Raw genomic sequence first — 15,355 nt, 5'->3', positions numbered from 1 at the left:
CAGAAACCGCCTCAATTCCGGGGCGGTTTTCTATTAAATTTTAGTGACATCTGTGTTATAATATTTTTTAGAGTTTCCTCTTTTCGGAGTGCGCGGTGGTTTGATTGTTTTCAGAGTTTCCTTTTTTCGGCGTGCGCGGTGTTTTGACATGTGTACGGAGTTGCTGAATCTCGGCGGTAAGGGGTATAGACACGGAGAGGAGTTGCTGAATCCAAACCGTATAGGCAAATTGCCATAATTAGTTAATCAACCAAGGAGAAATTGGATGCCAACAATCAACCAATTGGTGCGCAAACCGCGCCAAACGGCTAAGAAAAAGTCCAAGTCGCCAGCACTAGGTCGTATTCATAACGCCCTAAAAACACGTTATTACGACCAGAATGCACCGCTTAAGCGTGGTGTTTGTGTGCGTGTGACGACTAAGACGCCAAAGAAACCAAACTCAGCTTTGCGTAAAGTTGCTCGTGTTAAATTGAACAACGGCTATGAAGTTTGGGCGTACATCGGTGGTGAAGGTCACAACTTGCAGGAGCACGCTGTGGTCTTGATCCGCGGTGGTCGTGTGCCTGACCTTCCAGGTGTGCGTTATCACATCGTACGTGGTGCGCTTGACCTTCAGGGTGTTAACAACCGTAAGAAGGGTCGCTCTAAGTACGGTACCAAGAAGGGGGATAAGTAATCATGCCTCGTAAAGATTACTAAGAGGTTGCAGCGTGAATTTCAGCCTGATCGCCGATACCAGTGCGTTTCTGGTTCTGGCGTTTGATCAACAAGTCAATGCTCGACGGTAAGAAATTGGCGGCTGAGCGGGCTGTTTACACAGCCCTAGAAACTGCTGCTAAGAAATTGGATTCTGAAGATCCATTGGCAGTGTTTGAAAAAGCATTGAAGAACGTTAGCCCAAGCTTCGAGGTTAAATCTCGCCGCGTTGGTGGTGCTAACTACCAGATTCCATTCCCAGTTCAGGGACATCGACAATTGCACTATGCGTTTAGTTGGCTAGTTCAAGCAGCTCGCGCTCGTAGTGGAATGCCATATTCACAGCGTTTGGCGTTGGAAATTGTTGACGCTTACAATGAAGCTGGTGCTGCCTTCAAGAAGAAGGAAGACACTCACAAGATGGCTGAAGCTAACCGCGCCTTTGCGCACTTTGCTCGCGGCTAATTATTGCCTGAAAGTAAAATCAGAAAATCGCTCTAAACGGGGCGATTTTTTGGTATAATAGAAAAAATTAGGAGGGAAGATGGCGAGTTTTTCGTTTGATATTGTGTCAGAAATTGACAAGGCTGAGATGAATAATGTTTTCATGCAGGCTGAAAAAGAAATCCAAGGGCGTTATGATTTTAAGGGGACGAGCGCGGCAATTGATTGGCTGGATGATAAAAAGGGTTTGAAAATTACCGGCGACAATGATTGGCAAGTTGATGCTGTTCTGGATATCGTGCGTAAGAAATTGGCGGGGCGTGGTCAATCAAGCAAAGTTCTGGATTTATCAAAGAGAAAGTTGTTTCGAACTTGAAGACGACTTGGGAAATTCCGTTTAAGCAAGGTCTTGATCAGCCGACGGCGAAGCAGATTGCCGCTGATATTCGCGCTAATGCGCCGAAAGCTAAGCCGCAAATTCAGGGCGACCTCGTTCGTGTTACTTCTGCGTCGAAGGATGAACTGCAAAAAGTTATTAGTTTATTGCGGGAAAGTGATTATGACACACCTTTGCAATTTGTAAATTATCGTTAGGATTGGAGCAGTATGAATCAGAAGTCAATGAAGAAATTAAAAATTGTAGCCATAGTTCTGGGTGTAGTTTTCTTGATCTCTGTTATAGTTGGGCTGATTGTCGTTAATAATAACCGCTCTTCCGGAGTTAGTAAAACCGCAAAAAAGAAGATCCAGAAGATTTTTGCCGAAGAAGATGCTAAGAATTTGCAAAAAGTCGTTTCCAAATATGGCTATTCAATTCGATACGACAAGAGTATTTTTACTGGCGAAGGTCACGTCTTAAATAAAGACTCTAATGAAAAGCAGTATAGCGCCACCACGTATGCTGATGATGAGCTGAAAGAAAGCCGTGCTTATGCGATTTTGCGATTGAATTTCAGAAAAGGCTCAGAAAAAGCCGAAGAGGAAGAAGAGAAGTTCTCGTTTAGGAAGATTATGCCAGACTTCTCAATCATAACTTCGCGCAAAAAGGCTTTATTTTGATCGTTCAACGATGCCCGAGGAATACAAGGACACGAAGAAATATTCAGATTTGGATTTAATGCTTCAGGGCGATATTAACAAGCAGAAAGAAGGATAATCCTAACTTAAAATATCACACCAGCGATGCGACGATTTCTGGACGTAAGTTTAAGAAGCTGGTCGTTGATTACGGAAGTACTATTGACGGCAAGTGGCAGAAAACTGGTGAAAAAATAACTTATTTGACGATTCAGAACGGTAGGCCGTACTGGATGACGATTTTTGCATTGAGCAAGAATTCGTACACGCAGCCGTATATTGATCAGCTGGAGGCGCTGGTTGCTAAGGTTACTTTCCAGAATCCAGACAGTAGCTACTTGGTTAGGGCTGATGGCAATAATGAGGCGCAAGTGGCTTCCGCTTCGATAGCTAAGACCGAAACTAAGGCGGAAAATTTCTCAGAAGATAAAGACACTACAAATACTTTGGATGAACTGGACGAAGATTCTGTTATTAAAGTGGTGGCAAGGAATCAAATTGCTACGGTCCGCGTGGGAACATATCGTTGTGCTGATATGATTTATACGGCGCAGAATGGTGCGAGTATGCAGCTGAATGGTTTGTGTACGGGCGGAATTGGTAGTGGATCGATTGTTTCTGACGACGGCTACATCGCTACAAATGGACATGTGACTGAAGTTTCGAACCAAAGTATGATCATGGGTCTCAACACTCAAGAGAACATGAATAAATATATAAAGTTTGTGGTAGATGCGGGCTATGTGACTTGCGAGACGCTCTTGGTGATTTGGCAAATAAGGCTGATGGCGGCGATCAGAGTGCGCCAGCGGCAATTCTCGGTCTTATCAATCAAGTTCCTGCCGATAATATACGTTCGCAAAATGATCGATACGATTATGTCATTCAGACCTCAAGTGAACCTATTGCGCGCGATAGACGATGGTTGGGGTAATCTTAGTGGAAAAAGACGAAGACTAATATTCCAGCCAAGAAAATTGACGCGGAAGTTGATTTGAAGAGGGTCATGGCATGGATCTGAATAGCGACAAAAGTGATGTGGCGATTCTGAAGGTCGAAGGGCGATTTCCAGCGGTGGAATTGGGTGATAGTTCTAGGATTTCTAGAGGTGATCGGGTGACGGCGATTGGTTATCCAGCGATTGTCGACGACGGCGTAAATACGAAGAAGAGTAAGACTGTGCCAACCGTTACTCAGGGAGATGTTTCTGGTTCGGGCAGTGACGCGGGTGGTCATAAGCTGTTTTCAATGAGTGCGCAAATTGCGGCGGGTAACAGTGGCGGTCCAGCGTTTGATGATGATGGTAAGCAAATTGGACTAAACACTTACGGCGGCTCGTCCTGTGCGAATAGGAGAGAACATAACAATTCTTGCTTTGGAGAGGGAATATTCCGTGATATCGCCGATCTGAAAACTATGGCGAAGAAAAATAATGTTGCGTTATCGGCGAATGGCGAATTGACTAAGCTCTGGAAAGATGGCTTGGAGAGTTTTTCTCAAGGTAAATATTCTCAGGCAAAAGCTAAATTTGAGCAATTGGATAAAAAATATCCCGACAATTATTTGGTGGCGAAGATGATCGAAGTTTCATCCAATACTCCAGATGACTCTACGGAAAGCGAGGCGTCTAGCGAGAAGCTGGAACGAGCGAATCAGAAAATAACACTACAGTTATAATCGTGGTTGTGGTGATTCTTTCAACGGGAGCATTGTTCTTAACAGTGTCAATTATTGCAATTGTCGTTTCTGTCAGTAATCGCCGTAAGATGAATGCTTATCCATATCCTGTCGCTGGACAATTTCCGCAGCATCCTCAGTATCCGCAGCAACTGTATCAGCAGCCAGTTCCGCCGCAACAACAATATCCGCAACAAAATTACTATCCGCAGCAACCTGGTCAATATCCGCCAACGTACGCGCAGCCGCCTATGCAACAGCCTCCGGTTAACTATCCGTCTGCAGCGCCAGCTCCGAACGACAACGAGTCTAAAAATCCTCCGGCTCAGAGCTAGTCAAAAACATAGATAACTGATATAATAAAACGCAAGAGTAGTTTTTTGGTGCCAAAAAATTGACCAAAAATCTCGGCAAATTAACGTAATATAAAGGAAAATTTATGGCAGAGACGCATGTTCCGCTAAAGAATTTTAGAAATATTGGTATTATTGCCCATATTGACGCCGGTAAAACGACGACAACTGAGGGTATTTTGTACCGCACTGGTTTGACACATAAGATCGGTGTGGTTCGTGGTGAAGGTGACGGTGCTACCACCGACTGGATGGCACAGGAGAAAGAGCGTGGTATTACTATTACGTCAGCTGCTGTGACTTGTTTCTGGAAAGATCACAAGATTAACATCATCGACACCCCAGGGCACATTGACTTTACCGCTGAGGTTGAGCGTAGTTTGCGCGTGCTTGACGGTGCAGTTACAGTCTTTGACGGTAAGATGGGTGTTGAGGCTCAGTCTGAAACTGTTTGGCGCCAGGCTAATAAGTACGGCGTGCCACGTATTTGTTTCGTTAACAAGATCAACCAGACTGGTGGTGACTTCTATAAATCTCTAGAGTCAATTCACAACCGCTTGAGTAAGCAGGCTTTCCCAGTTCACTTGCCAATTGGTTTTGAGAAGACTATCAACGGTGTTGTCGACTTGATTGACATGAAGGCTTACACCTACGACGACTACACAGACCACGAGCTTAAGGTTGGTGAAATTCCAGCTGATATGCTTGAAAAAGCTAAGAACGCACGTTCTCTGTTGGTTGAAAACGCCGTTGAAGCTGACGACGAACTTACTATGAAGTTCTTGGAGCAGGGCGAAGAAGCTATTACCGTTGACGAGCTAAAGATGGCTCTACGTAAGCGCGTTTTGGCTGGTGACTTTTACCTAGTTACTGGTGGTGACGGTCGCGGTGTGATCGTTGAGAAGTTGCTTGACTTGATGGTTGACTTCTTGCCAAGCCCTCTAGACGTTGATGAAATTTGGGGTAAGAATCCAAAGACTGGCGACGAAGTTAGCCGCAAGCCATCAGACAAGGAGCCTTTGTCTGCTTTGGCGTTTAAGATTGCTGCCGACCCATTTGTTGGTAAATTGATCTTCGTTCGTGTCTATTCTGGTGTTTTGAACTCAGGAAGCTACGTACTTAACACGACAACTGGCGAGAAAGAGCGAATTGGACGAATCGTTCGTATGTTTGCTGACAAGCGTGAAGAAATTAGCAAGGTTGAAGCTGGTGACATCGCCGCTGTGGTTGGTCTGAAATCTACTGCAACTGGTAACACGTTGTCTGACGTGGCGCATCCAATTGCTCTTGAATCAATTGAATTCCCAGAGCCACCTGTATCAATCGCGGTTGAGCCAAAGTCAAAGGCTGACCAGGAAAAAATGGCGTTGGCATTGCAGCGCTTGGCTGAAGAAGACCCAACTTTCCGAATTCATACAGACGAAGAAACAGGTCAGACGATTATGTCAGGAATGGGTGAATTGCAACTAGATATTCTTATTGACCGTATGAAGCGCGAATTTAAGGTTGAAGCCAACATTGGTGAGCCTCAGGTTGCCTTCCGCGAAAGCATCAAGGGTCGCTCTGAAGTTCAAGGTAAGCACGCTAAGCAGTCTGGTGGTCGCGGTCAATATGGTGACGTTTGGGTTCGCTTTGAGCCAAATGAGACTGGTAAAGGCTTTGAATTCGTTGATGAAATTAAGGGTGGTGTGGTTCCTCAGGAATATCGCCCAGCCGTAATGAAGGGTATTCGCGAAACATTGGAAGGCGGTGTTATTGCTGGCTATCCAGTTGTTGACGTTAAGGCTACACTTTACGATGGTTCATACCACGATGTCGACTCCTCAGAATTGGCGTTCTCATTGGCAGGTTCGATAGCTGCTCGTGAAGGTATTAAGCAGGCTAACCCAATCTTGCTTGAGCCAGTTATGAAGGTTGAAGTTACTACACCAGAAGACTTCATGGGTGACATCATCGGCGACCTTAACTCACGTCGCGGACGTATCGACGCTATGGAAGACTTGATGGGTGGCGCTAAGTTGATTAAGGCGTTTGTGCCATTAGCAAATATGTTCGGCTACACATCGGACATTCGCTCAATGTCTCAGGGTCGCGCCGCTTCAACGATGGAATTAGCTCAATACGAGGAAGTTCCACCAAACGTTGCGCAAGAGATTATCGAAAAGCGAAATAAATAATCTCTACCTCATAAAAAATCCTCGGAGCGAATCCGGGGATTTTTGTTTGGCTAACTTTCGGGTTTATAAGTTTGGGATTGTTAGGTTTCGTTTGGCGAGTTCTTCTTTGATTCGTTTGGTCAATTTGCGCGCTTTTGTCGCCTGAATGCTATCTGTGCCATATCTGTTTTCAATATCTTCCAGTCGTTGGTCTATGGTTATCGGCTTGCCGTCTGGGCTAGTTGTCATGTCTGCCAAGTTTAAGATAAGCAATTCGTCCGTCCAATCGTCCACATCAGGATCTCCGTGATCAAACACAGCCTCAGCCCAATTGAAGCCAGATAATTTTAGGATCCTGCCGCCTTCATGTTCGTGATCTGTCTGATTTTCAACAAAAGCGTAGGCAAAGTCGTGCGTCAGTCCCATTAAAAATAAGCTGCGCGCCACGTCTTCTTCCATATTGAAGACTTCGCGAGCCAGATTGTAAGATTTGTATGCCACTCCGCGCATATGAAATAATCGCGAGTCTGACAGTCCAATGAATTTTGGGTTATTTTTCATGATGCTTGCGTGTTGCGACGGAATAAATTGATGAATTGTCGGCGAATTGGGCGACCGACGATGTTGCCGAATGATGCGCCAATTGCTACCGCTACGCCGATGAGGATTGCTCGCGCTAAGATAGCCAAGGCTGGTAGGAAGTTTGCGCTGTTTGGTGGATATAGGACGACGCCCATTAATCCGTTGTAAAGTGATAATCCTGGAACTAACGGTACGATTCCCGCCGCAATAATCGCCAGGGAAGGGAATTTCCATAATCTGGAAGTCATAACTGCGACCAGCCCAATTACCGCCGCCGCGATGCCGCTCGCTGTTACGATATCAAAGCCAAAACTCATGGCTAATCGTGAAATCCACCAGCCGAAAATTGCGATTAATCCAGAGATAACCATTCCCAAAAATCGAGAATGATTTCTCAGAACGAACGCCGCCGCGATAATTCCAGCGCCCAAATATTGCGTGTGTCCGTCCGCCAATGTCAATCGATCTGGCGTTGCCGGGAAAGTAATGCCGAATTTTGTCGCAATGTATAATCCGACCATCACGCCAGCAATTACGCCGCCCGTCGCCATCACGACTTTTAACAATCTGGCGTTGGCAGTCATGTAATATTCGTCGATTGCGTCCTGGAATGCGCCGACAAACATCAGTCCCGCGACTAATAAGACGATGCCGCTGATAACTAACAATGTTGCGTTGACGCTCAGCCCCAGATAATTGCTGCACCAAGCTGCGCCCGCCGCCACCAATGTTACGAAAATCGCCACGAGGGCTTGCGAATAAAACAACGGCGCGCCAATACGTCCCAGCCACCTCAGTAGTCCAGTCGCTAGGAATCCGAGCAGAAACGCGATTGACGCCATAAGTAAACTGCCGCCGTACAGAATGACGGAACCCGCGCTCACTAATCCGCCCGCCGCGTAAACGACTAGTCGGGAATGTTCGGTGGGTTTTTTGAGTATTTGTTGCAATCGCTCCTCGGCTTCTTCCAGGGAAAGTTGTTTGCGACGAATGTCGAGGGCTAATAATTGCAATGCTTGAATCAATTGATAATTAGGGTCGTCAGGAACGATAACTCGCGCCATCGTCAAAGGCTCATGGCTAACTCCGCGGTCTTGAGAAATTGTCACCAAAGTGTAACTCACGTCCACGTGAACGGGTCTGCGGCAATATGTCCGCGTAATTCCTTGCGCCATACGAACCACATCGCGCGCCACCACGCCCATACTCAGGAGCTGCTCGGCAATCGTCATAGCCAGGCGCAAAGCTCGCATATTCGGTGTCAAACTTTCATCAATTTTCTCCAGATGATGCTCCGGCTCAAAGCTGTAAAGATTAGCGACTCGGGCTAATGATTGCTCAATGAATTTTGGTACTTTTTTCTTCACAATATCTAGTGTAACAAATTTTATGCCAATAGAAATAGCCCGCCAAGAGAGCTCAAGCCGAGGCTTAAGCCTCAAGCGAGCTATTTCTCTTGACGGGCGTTAGCCCTTGTCGCTATCGCCGTCAGCATCATCGCGCGTGGGCGACGTTGGCATGATGTCCGCGCGAATGATCGCGCTAGTCTTCGTAGTTGAGGCCTTCTGTCCTAGCTGCTCCTTTGCCTTTTGTGCTTTGTTCGATTGCAGCACTAAGCGCAGTTTCGATAGCTCCGAAGTCTTGGAGTATGCTATTTGCCGTCTAGCACGCATATACTGAACCCAGACGGCGGAGCATATCCACAGAAGACGGTCGTGTTGATCTCCTGTGAGCCATCTCGATGTGAGATGGTCGGGTAGTGGCAGCGCTACTGCTGTACAGACGATAGCGCAGGTGGCCGACATGTACGTACTTCCCATAAGGATTAACACCAGTCCAGCCAGTGCCAGGACTGCGGTTGTGATTTTGAGCTTCATTATGATGTACTCCTCTGCTTGTCGCTTATACAAGGACTACTTTCGTTGACGGGATTGTCAACAAAAGTCTGTATTAATTTATACCACACTTGCGTAAAAAAGTCAATACTAGGAGGAGATTATTCAACTTTCTGTAAAATAATGCCCGTTCTGGCTGGCTCGTAAGCTTTAGGCTTGTGGCTCTTGTCGAGCTGTTTCAGTGTCTTGTCGGGCGTTATGCCGTCTTTTCGTCTCCTGTGCAGCCTGTCGTTCTTGTCGTCGCTGCTTGCTGCCCTTTTGAGGTTTGGGCTCTTCTTCTGCGGGTCCTCTCGTAATCTGAGTGGGATTTGTCGGGCGAAAATTGATAACAAATAAAAAGTCGCCGTGCATAAAACTGACCGTGTGATCAGATTGGCGAACCGTCAGGTGGTGAATGTCAGAATTATCAATTTGCCTAATAATCTTCATTAGCGCCGCGTCAAAATCGCCCAACCATTGATATTTTAAGAAGCCATTGTCGCGCAAATTCCATTGCCGACGAGCGTGCTTAAACGACCAATTATTGCCTTCACGCGGAAAATCAATCCATTCCGGATGCCCGAATTCATTGCCCATAAAATTCAAATAACCGCCGCCATGCAGCCCAGCTGTCATTAGACGAATCAGTTTATGCAGCGCCACGCCACGCTCAACCGTTAAGTCTGGATCAATTTTATCCATATGCCAATACATATTTTTATCAATCAATCGGAAAATCAGCGTTTTATCACCGACGAGCGCTTGATCGTGACTTTCGGCGTAATTGATGACTTTTTCCTCTGGGCGATGCGAACTCAAAGTGTAAGCTAATTGCCCCAAATCCCAATCTTCATCATTTTTCTCTTTCAGAGTTTTTATCCATAAATCTGGCGCGCCCATTTGCAAGCGATAATCAAATCCCAGCCCGCCGTCCTTTGTGAATGCGCCCAGTCCAGGAAAACCACTCATTTCCTCTGCAATTGTCGTGGCGTCGGGGCGAACGGCGTGAATGGTTTCATTTGCCAGTCTTAAATAAGCGAGCGCGTCTTTGTCGACATTATCGCGGAAATAATCATCATAGCTAGTGAAACTTTTTCCGAGTCCGTGGTCGTGGTAGATCATACTAGTTACGCCATCAAACCTAAATCCGTCAATGTGATATTCGTCCAGCCACCAACTGCAATTGCTTGCCAAAAAATGCAAAACTTCTGGCTTGCCGTAATCGAGTAATCGCGAATCCCATTCTGGGTGATTTGTTGGCTTGAAATATTGTGTCGGATCGCCAGCGAAATTGCCCAGACCTTCGACTTCGTTTTTGGCGGCGTGAGCGTGGACGAGGTCAATGATGACGCGCAGTCCCATTCCGTGCGCCGTGTCGACCAATTTCTTAAAATCGTCGGGAGTGCCAAATCTTGACGAAACCGCGAAAAAGTTGCTGACGTGATAGCCGAAGCTGCCGTAATATGGATGCTCGGCGATTGCCATAAGCTGAATGGTGTTATAGCCAGATTCTTTAATTCGCGGCAAAACCTCCGCGGTGAATTCGCTGAAGCTGGCGACTTTTTCTTCCTGGCTACTCATGCCAACGTGCGCTTCGTAAATTAGTGGAACTTTTGGCTTGGGCGGGGTTTTATATTGCCAATTGTAGGGAGTTTTTGGCGACCACACGACCGCGGAAAAATCGACAGAATTTTCGTCCTGAACGACGTAATTTGCGTATGAAGGCAGTCGCCAGCCGTCGCCGTCAGACCAATAGACGCGCAATTTATATTTTTGTCCGTGACGAAGTGAATTTTCAGGAAGATTTATGCTCCATTCGCCATTTTTATCGCGATTTAAGTGTGAATTCCTCGCGCTCTTTCCAATCTGAAAAATCGCCAACTAAGAATATCCGAGTGGCATTCGGCGCCCATTCTCTAAATGCCCAGCCTGCATCTGTTTTATGAAGTCCGAAATGTAAAAAACCCATCGCGAATTCGGCTGGCGTCTTGCTGCTTAAAACCTTTTTCAGTTTCGAAGAAATATACTTCTCACGCGCCTGAATTGTGGATTTGTGCGGGGCTAGCCACTGGTCCAAATCAACGAGGGTTTTATTGCTCATGTTTCTAGTATACCGCATGAGGCAATGCTTGTGCTTGAAGTCTGCCATATTGCAATATACGATACATACATGGAACTACCAAAAGCTGGGACGGGTATTGATTTACTTGGTCGATTGTCCAAAGATGATTGGCGACAGATTGCTGCTGCAAACTTATGCCTCGGTGGGGAAAGTGAGGCTGAGGCCCTTGGTGATGTGGAGAAAGTCATGCGCACAGACGAAATTGAAGGCGAGCGAGCGAGGGTTGTTGGCTACAGGCAGACCGAAGATGGTTCATATGATCTATGCGCTGTTGAGGGCGTGGTCGATTTGGTGTCATCTTTAGAAAATGATCCTGAGACTCCAGTACCTTTTGCGATTTATACTAAAAAAATGGCGGCCTTGTGTATACGTGCCGTAGAAAATGATAGACCAGATGATTATTATTTTCCGCTTGATCCGCAAGCTATTTTGTCGGCAGAATTATTTCCAGACGACAGTGTATTGCCTCGATATATTCGTAAGTTACGTCATTATGTTGATAAAACTCAGGAAGCTGTTGAGAAAAATGACATTAGGGATGTTGCGTCCAGAGAATGTCTCATTGATGACCTAAATGGTGTGCTGGGTGATATATCACAGGGAACCGAGGTGAGAATAGATTGTCGGGCGTATAGACGAAGAGCTGGTGGCATTGAATACGGCGTTGACGTTGAGGCAAGAGCGCAAGTATTATTTGGAGCTGCGCCATTGTTTGTGTGGCGAGATAATCGTCCTATCTTGGAGATGGTTGATCCAAAAGATAGTTCAGTGATTTTTCGCATCGATGTAAAAGACATAATTGACATTCTGCCAATTTGTGAGAATGATTATAAGAAGGGTGATGATTTGTTTGAGACGGTTTTTGCGGATGAGTTTCAACAATTAGCTTGGCAGCTGGCAACAGACCTTAAGTATACGGATGAGCCATATTTTTCAAATACTGTCCGTAATCACATAAAAACGCTTAATAAAGCACTGCCTGATGAGCTTGGGTTTGATGCTATTGGTCTTTCAGGTTTTGTTATATCGCCAAGCGGTGCAAATAATAAATTACAGTACGAATTCATTGATAGTGATAGGGCTTATTTTAATGCAGTGAAATTTGTCAGGTATGACGGCGCCATTTATGCTGTGCTTGAATTATTGCTTCATGACGATTTAAGTAGCTCATCAAGGAAAATATACGCCGTACCTAGCCGCGATAAATTATTAAGATTTGAGAGCTTAAATAATGACGCAAGACTTAGAGCTTGCTGTTGATTTACTGCATGATATTGCTCGGGACGTAAGTGAAGTATTTGATAGCGAGGTTTTTTATGATTTTTCTTTGGAGGAGCAATTAGAGTTATTAAAGCAATACGAGGATGAGTCTCGTGGTGTCATTAGGAATATTAGTGAACCGAGGGAGTTTAAGGGTGAATGTGTAGTAATGGCCTATCGATGTTTACCTGGTGATTTACTGAGTACTGTGTCGTGGAATGACGCTACCCTAAAAGAAGTGGGTGTCGGCGAAGAGACTGAACCATTTAATTTACGGGCGGATAAAGTTGAGCTGTGGAATCCAGAACTTGAAGGCTCGTCATATTTAACTAAGAAAATATCAAACATTTTAGATTTGCCACTAAGTCTTGGAGAGCCAATGCTGATATTGGAAAATTCTAAGGACGACGTTCTTTATCTAGTGAGAGTTCGCGAGGCAATCCTCAGGACATTTCGTGATATAATCAAACAGATTATGCAGAAAAAACCTTTTTCTTTTGAAATAACTTCACGATTTAACGACACGTTGGCGCGAACGGGAATTATTCACACGCCACACGGTGATATTAAAACGCCGGCGTTTATTGTGGTTGGAACTAAGGCTAATGTTAAGGCGATGATTCCTGAGATGGTTGCGGATGTTGGTGCGCAGGCGGTGCTGGCGAACGCTTATCATTTATATCTGCAGCCGGGGCATGAGTTGATTGAAAAGGCTGGATATCTTGGCAAATTTATGCACTGGGATGGTCCGACTTTTACGGATAGTGGTGGTTTTCAGGTTTTGAGTTTGGGTTCTGGCTTTAAGAAGGTTTTGGCAATGAGCACTGATGTCGATGAAGAAATTGCGATTGCTAAAAAATCGTCGCGTCATGCTTGGGTGGACGAAAACGGAGTGATGTTTAAGTCGCATCTGGACGGCTCTTATCATAAATTTACGCCAGAATTGTCCATGCAAATTCAGGCTGGAATTGGCGCTGACATTACTTTTGCGTTTGATGAATTGACCTCTTTGATTGATCCGTACGAATATCAAGTTGAGGCGCTGGCCAGGACGCATGCTTGGGCGGAGCGAAGTTTGGCGGAAGTTAAGCGCTTAAGGGCGGCTCGTCCAGATAAGCCGTATCAAGCTTTATTTGGCGTTTTGCAAGGCGCGAATTACGAGGATTTGCGAAAGCAAACTGCCGAGTTTTTGGGCGCGATGGATTTTGATGGCTATGGAATCGGTGGTGCGTTGGAAAAGGAAACTATGTCGCAAACGATTCAGTGGGTCAATCAATCAAATTCTGCCTGAGGATAAACCGCGTCATTTACTGGGAATTTCCGAGCCTGATGATATTTTTGCGGCGATTGAGCAGGGAATTGACACTTTTGGACTGTGTGAGTCCGACGCGAGTGGCTAGGAATGGCGCCGCGTATACGCCGTTTGGTCGAGTCAATGTGCGCGGTCGAAAATACCGCGAGATGTTTGCGCCAATTATGGACGATTGCGATTGCTATACTTGCAAGAATTACACGGCGGCTTATCTCTGTCATCTTTTGCACGCCCGCGAGTCGTTGGCTGGAACGTTGTTGTCAATTCATAACGAGCGATTTATCGTTAAGTTGGTTGATGATATTCGTGCCAGCTTGGAGGATGGAACTTTTTACGAGTTTCGCGATTCGTTCCTGGCGAAGTATTATAGTAAGAAATAGGCTATTTACAACTGATTGGAAAATCGTTATAATTAAACTCATACGCCGTGAGGTCTTTTTTATGGACTGTACCCGCGTGAAAAATAATAATTAAATTAAGGAGAACTTCTACAAATGGCAGATGCATTTGACCGAAGCAAACCGCACGTTAACGTTGGTACAATGGGCCACGTTGACCACGGTAAGACTACGCTGACTGCTGCGATTACTGCAGTGTTGGCAAAGCGCCTACCAAGCGCAGTTAACAAACCTGTTGCGTACGACCAGATCGACAACGCACCAGAAGAGAAGCAACGTGGTATTACTATCGCGTCTTCACACCAAGAGTATGAATCAAAGAATCGTCACTATGCACACGTTGACATGCCAGGACACGCTGACTACGTCAAGAACATGATCACCGGTGCTGCTCAGGTTGATGGTGCGGTATTGGTTATTGCTGCAACTGATGGCCCAATGCCACAGACTCGTGAGCACGTTTTGCTTGCAAAGCAGGTTGGTGTGCCAAAGATCGTTGTCTTCTTGAACAAGATGGATATGGCTGACGAAGAACTGGTTGAGCTGATCGAAGAAGAAGTTCGTGAACTTCTTGAAAATAACGGCTTCGACAAAGACGCTCCAATCATCAAGGGTTCTGCTCTTAAGGCTCTTGAAGGTGAAGAGAAATACGAAGACGCTATTATGGAATTGGATTGACGCGGTGGCGGGGCTAAAATTATCTTGAATGTCATCAGCGGTCAATTCTCCATTCATCATGCCAATTTCGTCGCCGTAATACACTACGCTAATTCCTGGAGTGAGGAGATTTAAGAAGCTGAGGGCGCGGGGCCGTTCTTCGCCCAATCTGGAGGCGATTTCGGCTGGTCATGATTCCAATTCAGAAGTCAGTTGTGACTGGTATTGAGGCCTTCAAGAAATCTCTTGACCAAGGTCAAGCAGGTGACAACGCAGGTGTCTTGCTACGTGGTATTGAGCGCAGCGACATTGAGCGTGGTCAAGTTTTGGCAAAGCCAGGCACAATTACTCCACACACTGAGTTTGAAGCTGAAGTTTACATCTTGAAGAAGGAAGAAGGCGGTCGCCACACTCCATTCTCAAAGGGCTACAAGCCACAGTTCTACTTCCGCACAACTGACGTTACTGGTGAAGTTGAATTGCCAGCTGACAAAGAAATGGTTATGCCAGGCGACACTGTAACCTTCAAGGTTAAGTTGCTTGCACCAATCGCTATGGAGCAAGGTTTGAACTTTGCTATCCGCGAAGGTGGCCGTACAGTTGGTGCTGGTGTTGTTACAAAGATTAACAAATAATCTTGATAACACAAGCCTAATTAAATCCCCCGAACTTTCGGGGGATTTTTGATTGCTACTGTGATAATGTATGTTTAATCGAGAGCTCTCTAGTTAAAACATTCTTCAG

At 45.7% G+C, this 15,355-nt stretch carries 10 protein-coding genes and 4 pseudogenes; 10 read left to right on the top strand and 4 right to left on the bottom strand.

Translation table 11 applies throughout. From position 1 onward, the window contains the following. The first annotated feature begins 265 nt into the window (after positions 1-265). The 6 genes and pseudogenes from rpsL (at position 266) to KOY49_RS02615 (ending at position 3,897) form a co-directional block, all read left to right on the top strand. The gene (gene rpsL, locus KOY49_RS02640; protein WP_129631024.1) at positions 266-679 is read left to right on the top strand and encodes a 30S ribosomal protein S12; all 414 of its coding nucleotides are present in this window, start codon (positions 266-268) and stop codon (positions 677-679) included. 62 nt (positions 680-741) lie between these two features. After that, positions 742-1,164 (top strand): 30S ribosomal protein S7, encoded by a 423-nt coding sequence (gene rpsG / locus KOY49_RS02635; RefSeq protein ID WP_232735891.1) that lies wholly within the window; start codon positions 742-744, stop codon positions 1,162-1,164. Positions 1,165-1,243: 79 nt separating this feature from the next. After that, positions 1,244-1,737: pseudogene (locus KOY49_RS02630) on the top strand (YajQ family cyclic di-GMP-binding protein). 12 nt (positions 1,738-1,749) lie between these two features. Next, on the top strand, positions 1,750-2,202 hold the full coding sequence (locus tag KOY49_RS02625) for a hypothetical protein (RefSeq protein WP_232735890.1): 453 nt from the start codon (positions 1,750-1,752) through the stop codon (positions 2,200-2,202). A gap of 221 nt (positions 2,203-2,423) precedes the next feature. Beyond that, complete coding sequence (locus tag KOY49_RS02620; RefSeq protein ID WP_232735889.1) at positions 2,424-3,218, top strand: hypothetical protein; 795 nt, start codon at positions 2,424-2,426, stop codon at positions 3,216-3,218. Positions 3,219-3,231: 13 nt separating this feature from the next. Next, positions 3,232-3,897, top strand: a complete 666-nt coding sequence (locus tag KOY49_RS02615) for a trypsin-like peptidase domain-containing protein (protein ID WP_232735888.1) — start codon at positions 3,232-3,234, stop codon at positions 3,895-3,897. Positions 3,898-3,969: 72 nt separating this feature from the next. On the opposite strand, the gene KOY49_RS02610 is transcribed toward KOY49_RS02615, so the two are convergent. Beyond that, positions 3,970-4,131 carry a hypothetical protein gene (locus KOY49_RS02610; RefSeq protein WP_232735887.1) on the bottom strand — a complete coding sequence of 54 codons (162 nt, stop codon included), beginning with the start codon at positions 4,129-4,131 and terminating at the stop codon, positions 3,970-3,972. 205 nt (positions 4,132-4,336) lie between these two features. Here KOY49_RS02610 and fusA point away from each other — a divergent pair, with 205 nt between their 5' ends. Beyond that, positions 4,337-6,427, top strand: coding sequence for an elongation factor G (fusA, locus tag KOY49_RS02605; RefSeq protein ID WP_232735886.1), 2,091 nt, complete (start codon positions 4,337-4,339; stop codon positions 6,425-6,427). Between the two features lie 63 nt (positions 6,428-6,490). Here fusA and KOY49_RS02600 read toward each other — a convergent pair whose 3' ends face one another. The 3 genes and pseudogenes from KOY49_RS02600 to KOY49_RS02590 form a co-directional block, all read right to left on the bottom strand. Continuing rightward, the gene (locus KOY49_RS02600) at positions 6,491-6,967 is read right to left on the bottom strand and encodes a phosphohydrolase (protein WP_232735885.1); all 477 of its coding nucleotides are present in this window, start codon (positions 6,965-6,967) and stop codon (positions 6,491-6,493) included. After that, a complete protein-coding gene (locus tag KOY49_RS02595; RefSeq protein WP_146423607.1) occupies positions 6,964-8,355 on the bottom strand; it encodes a threonine/serine exporter family protein in 1,392 nt (463 codons plus the stop codon). Before KOY49_RS02595 ends, KOY49_RS02600 begins: the two co-directional genes overlap by 4 nt. Positions 8,356-8,984: 629 nt before the next feature. Next, a pseudogene (locus KOY49_RS02590) lies at positions 8,985-10,963 on the bottom strand (alpha-amylase family glycosyl hydrolase). 24 nt (positions 10,964-10,987) lie between these two features. On the opposite strand from KOY49_RS02590, the gene KOY49_RS02585 reads away from it, so the two are divergent. The 3 genes and pseudogenes from KOY49_RS02585 to tuf all read left to right on the top strand — a co-directional run bounded on the left by KOY49_RS02585 (position 10,988) and on the right by tuf (position 15,246). Next, positions 10,988-12,244, top strand: coding sequence for a hypothetical protein (locus KOY49_RS02585; protein ID WP_138074076.1), 1,257 nt, complete (start codon positions 10,988-10,990; stop codon positions 12,242-12,244). Positions 12,245-12,719: 475 nt separating this feature from the next. Continuing rightward, positions 12,720-13,936: pseudogene (gene tgt, locus KOY49_RS02580) on the top strand (tRNA guanosine(34) transglycosylase Tgt). 114 nt (positions 13,937-14,050) lie between these two features. Next, a pseudogene (gene tuf, locus KOY49_RS05420) lies at positions 14,051-15,246 on the top strand (elongation factor Tu). The last annotated feature ends 109 nt before the right edge of the window (positions 15,247-15,355 follow it).

Origin of the sequence: Candidatus Minimicrobia vallesae (assembly GCF_018866205.1) — a bacterium.
GTDB classification, from domain to species: domain Bacteria; phylum Patescibacteriota; class Saccharimonadia; order Saccharimonadales; family Saccharimonadaceae; genus Nanosynbacter; species Nanosynbacter vallesae.
Note: the sequence above shows the minus strand (reverse complement) of the source record. Positions and strands in the feature narration are given on the sequence as shown.

Coding starts and splice junctions, on each gene's coding strand:
- KOY49_RS02600 (WP_232735885.1), bottom strand. CDS start 6,967: ATGAAAAATAACCCAAAATTCATTGGACTGTCAGACTCGCGATTATTT.
- fusA (WP_232735886.1), top strand. CDS start 4,337: ATGGCAGAGACGCATGTTCCGCTAAAGAATTTTAGAAATATTGGTATT.
- KOY49_RS02615 (WP_232735888.1), top strand. CDS start 3,232: ATGGATCTGAATAGCGACAAAAGTGATGTGGCGATTCTGAAGGTCGAA.
- KOY49_RS02625 (WP_232735890.1), top strand. CDS start 1,750: ATGAATCAGAAGTCAATGAAGAAATTAAAAATTGTAGCCATAGTTCTG.
- KOY49_RS02585 (WP_138074076.1), top strand. CDS start 10,988: ATGCTTGTGCTTGAAGTCTGCCATATTGCAATATACGATACATACATG.
- rpsL (WP_129631024.1), top strand. CDS start 266: ATGCCAACAATCAACCAATTGGTGCGCAAACCGCGCCAAACGGCTAAG.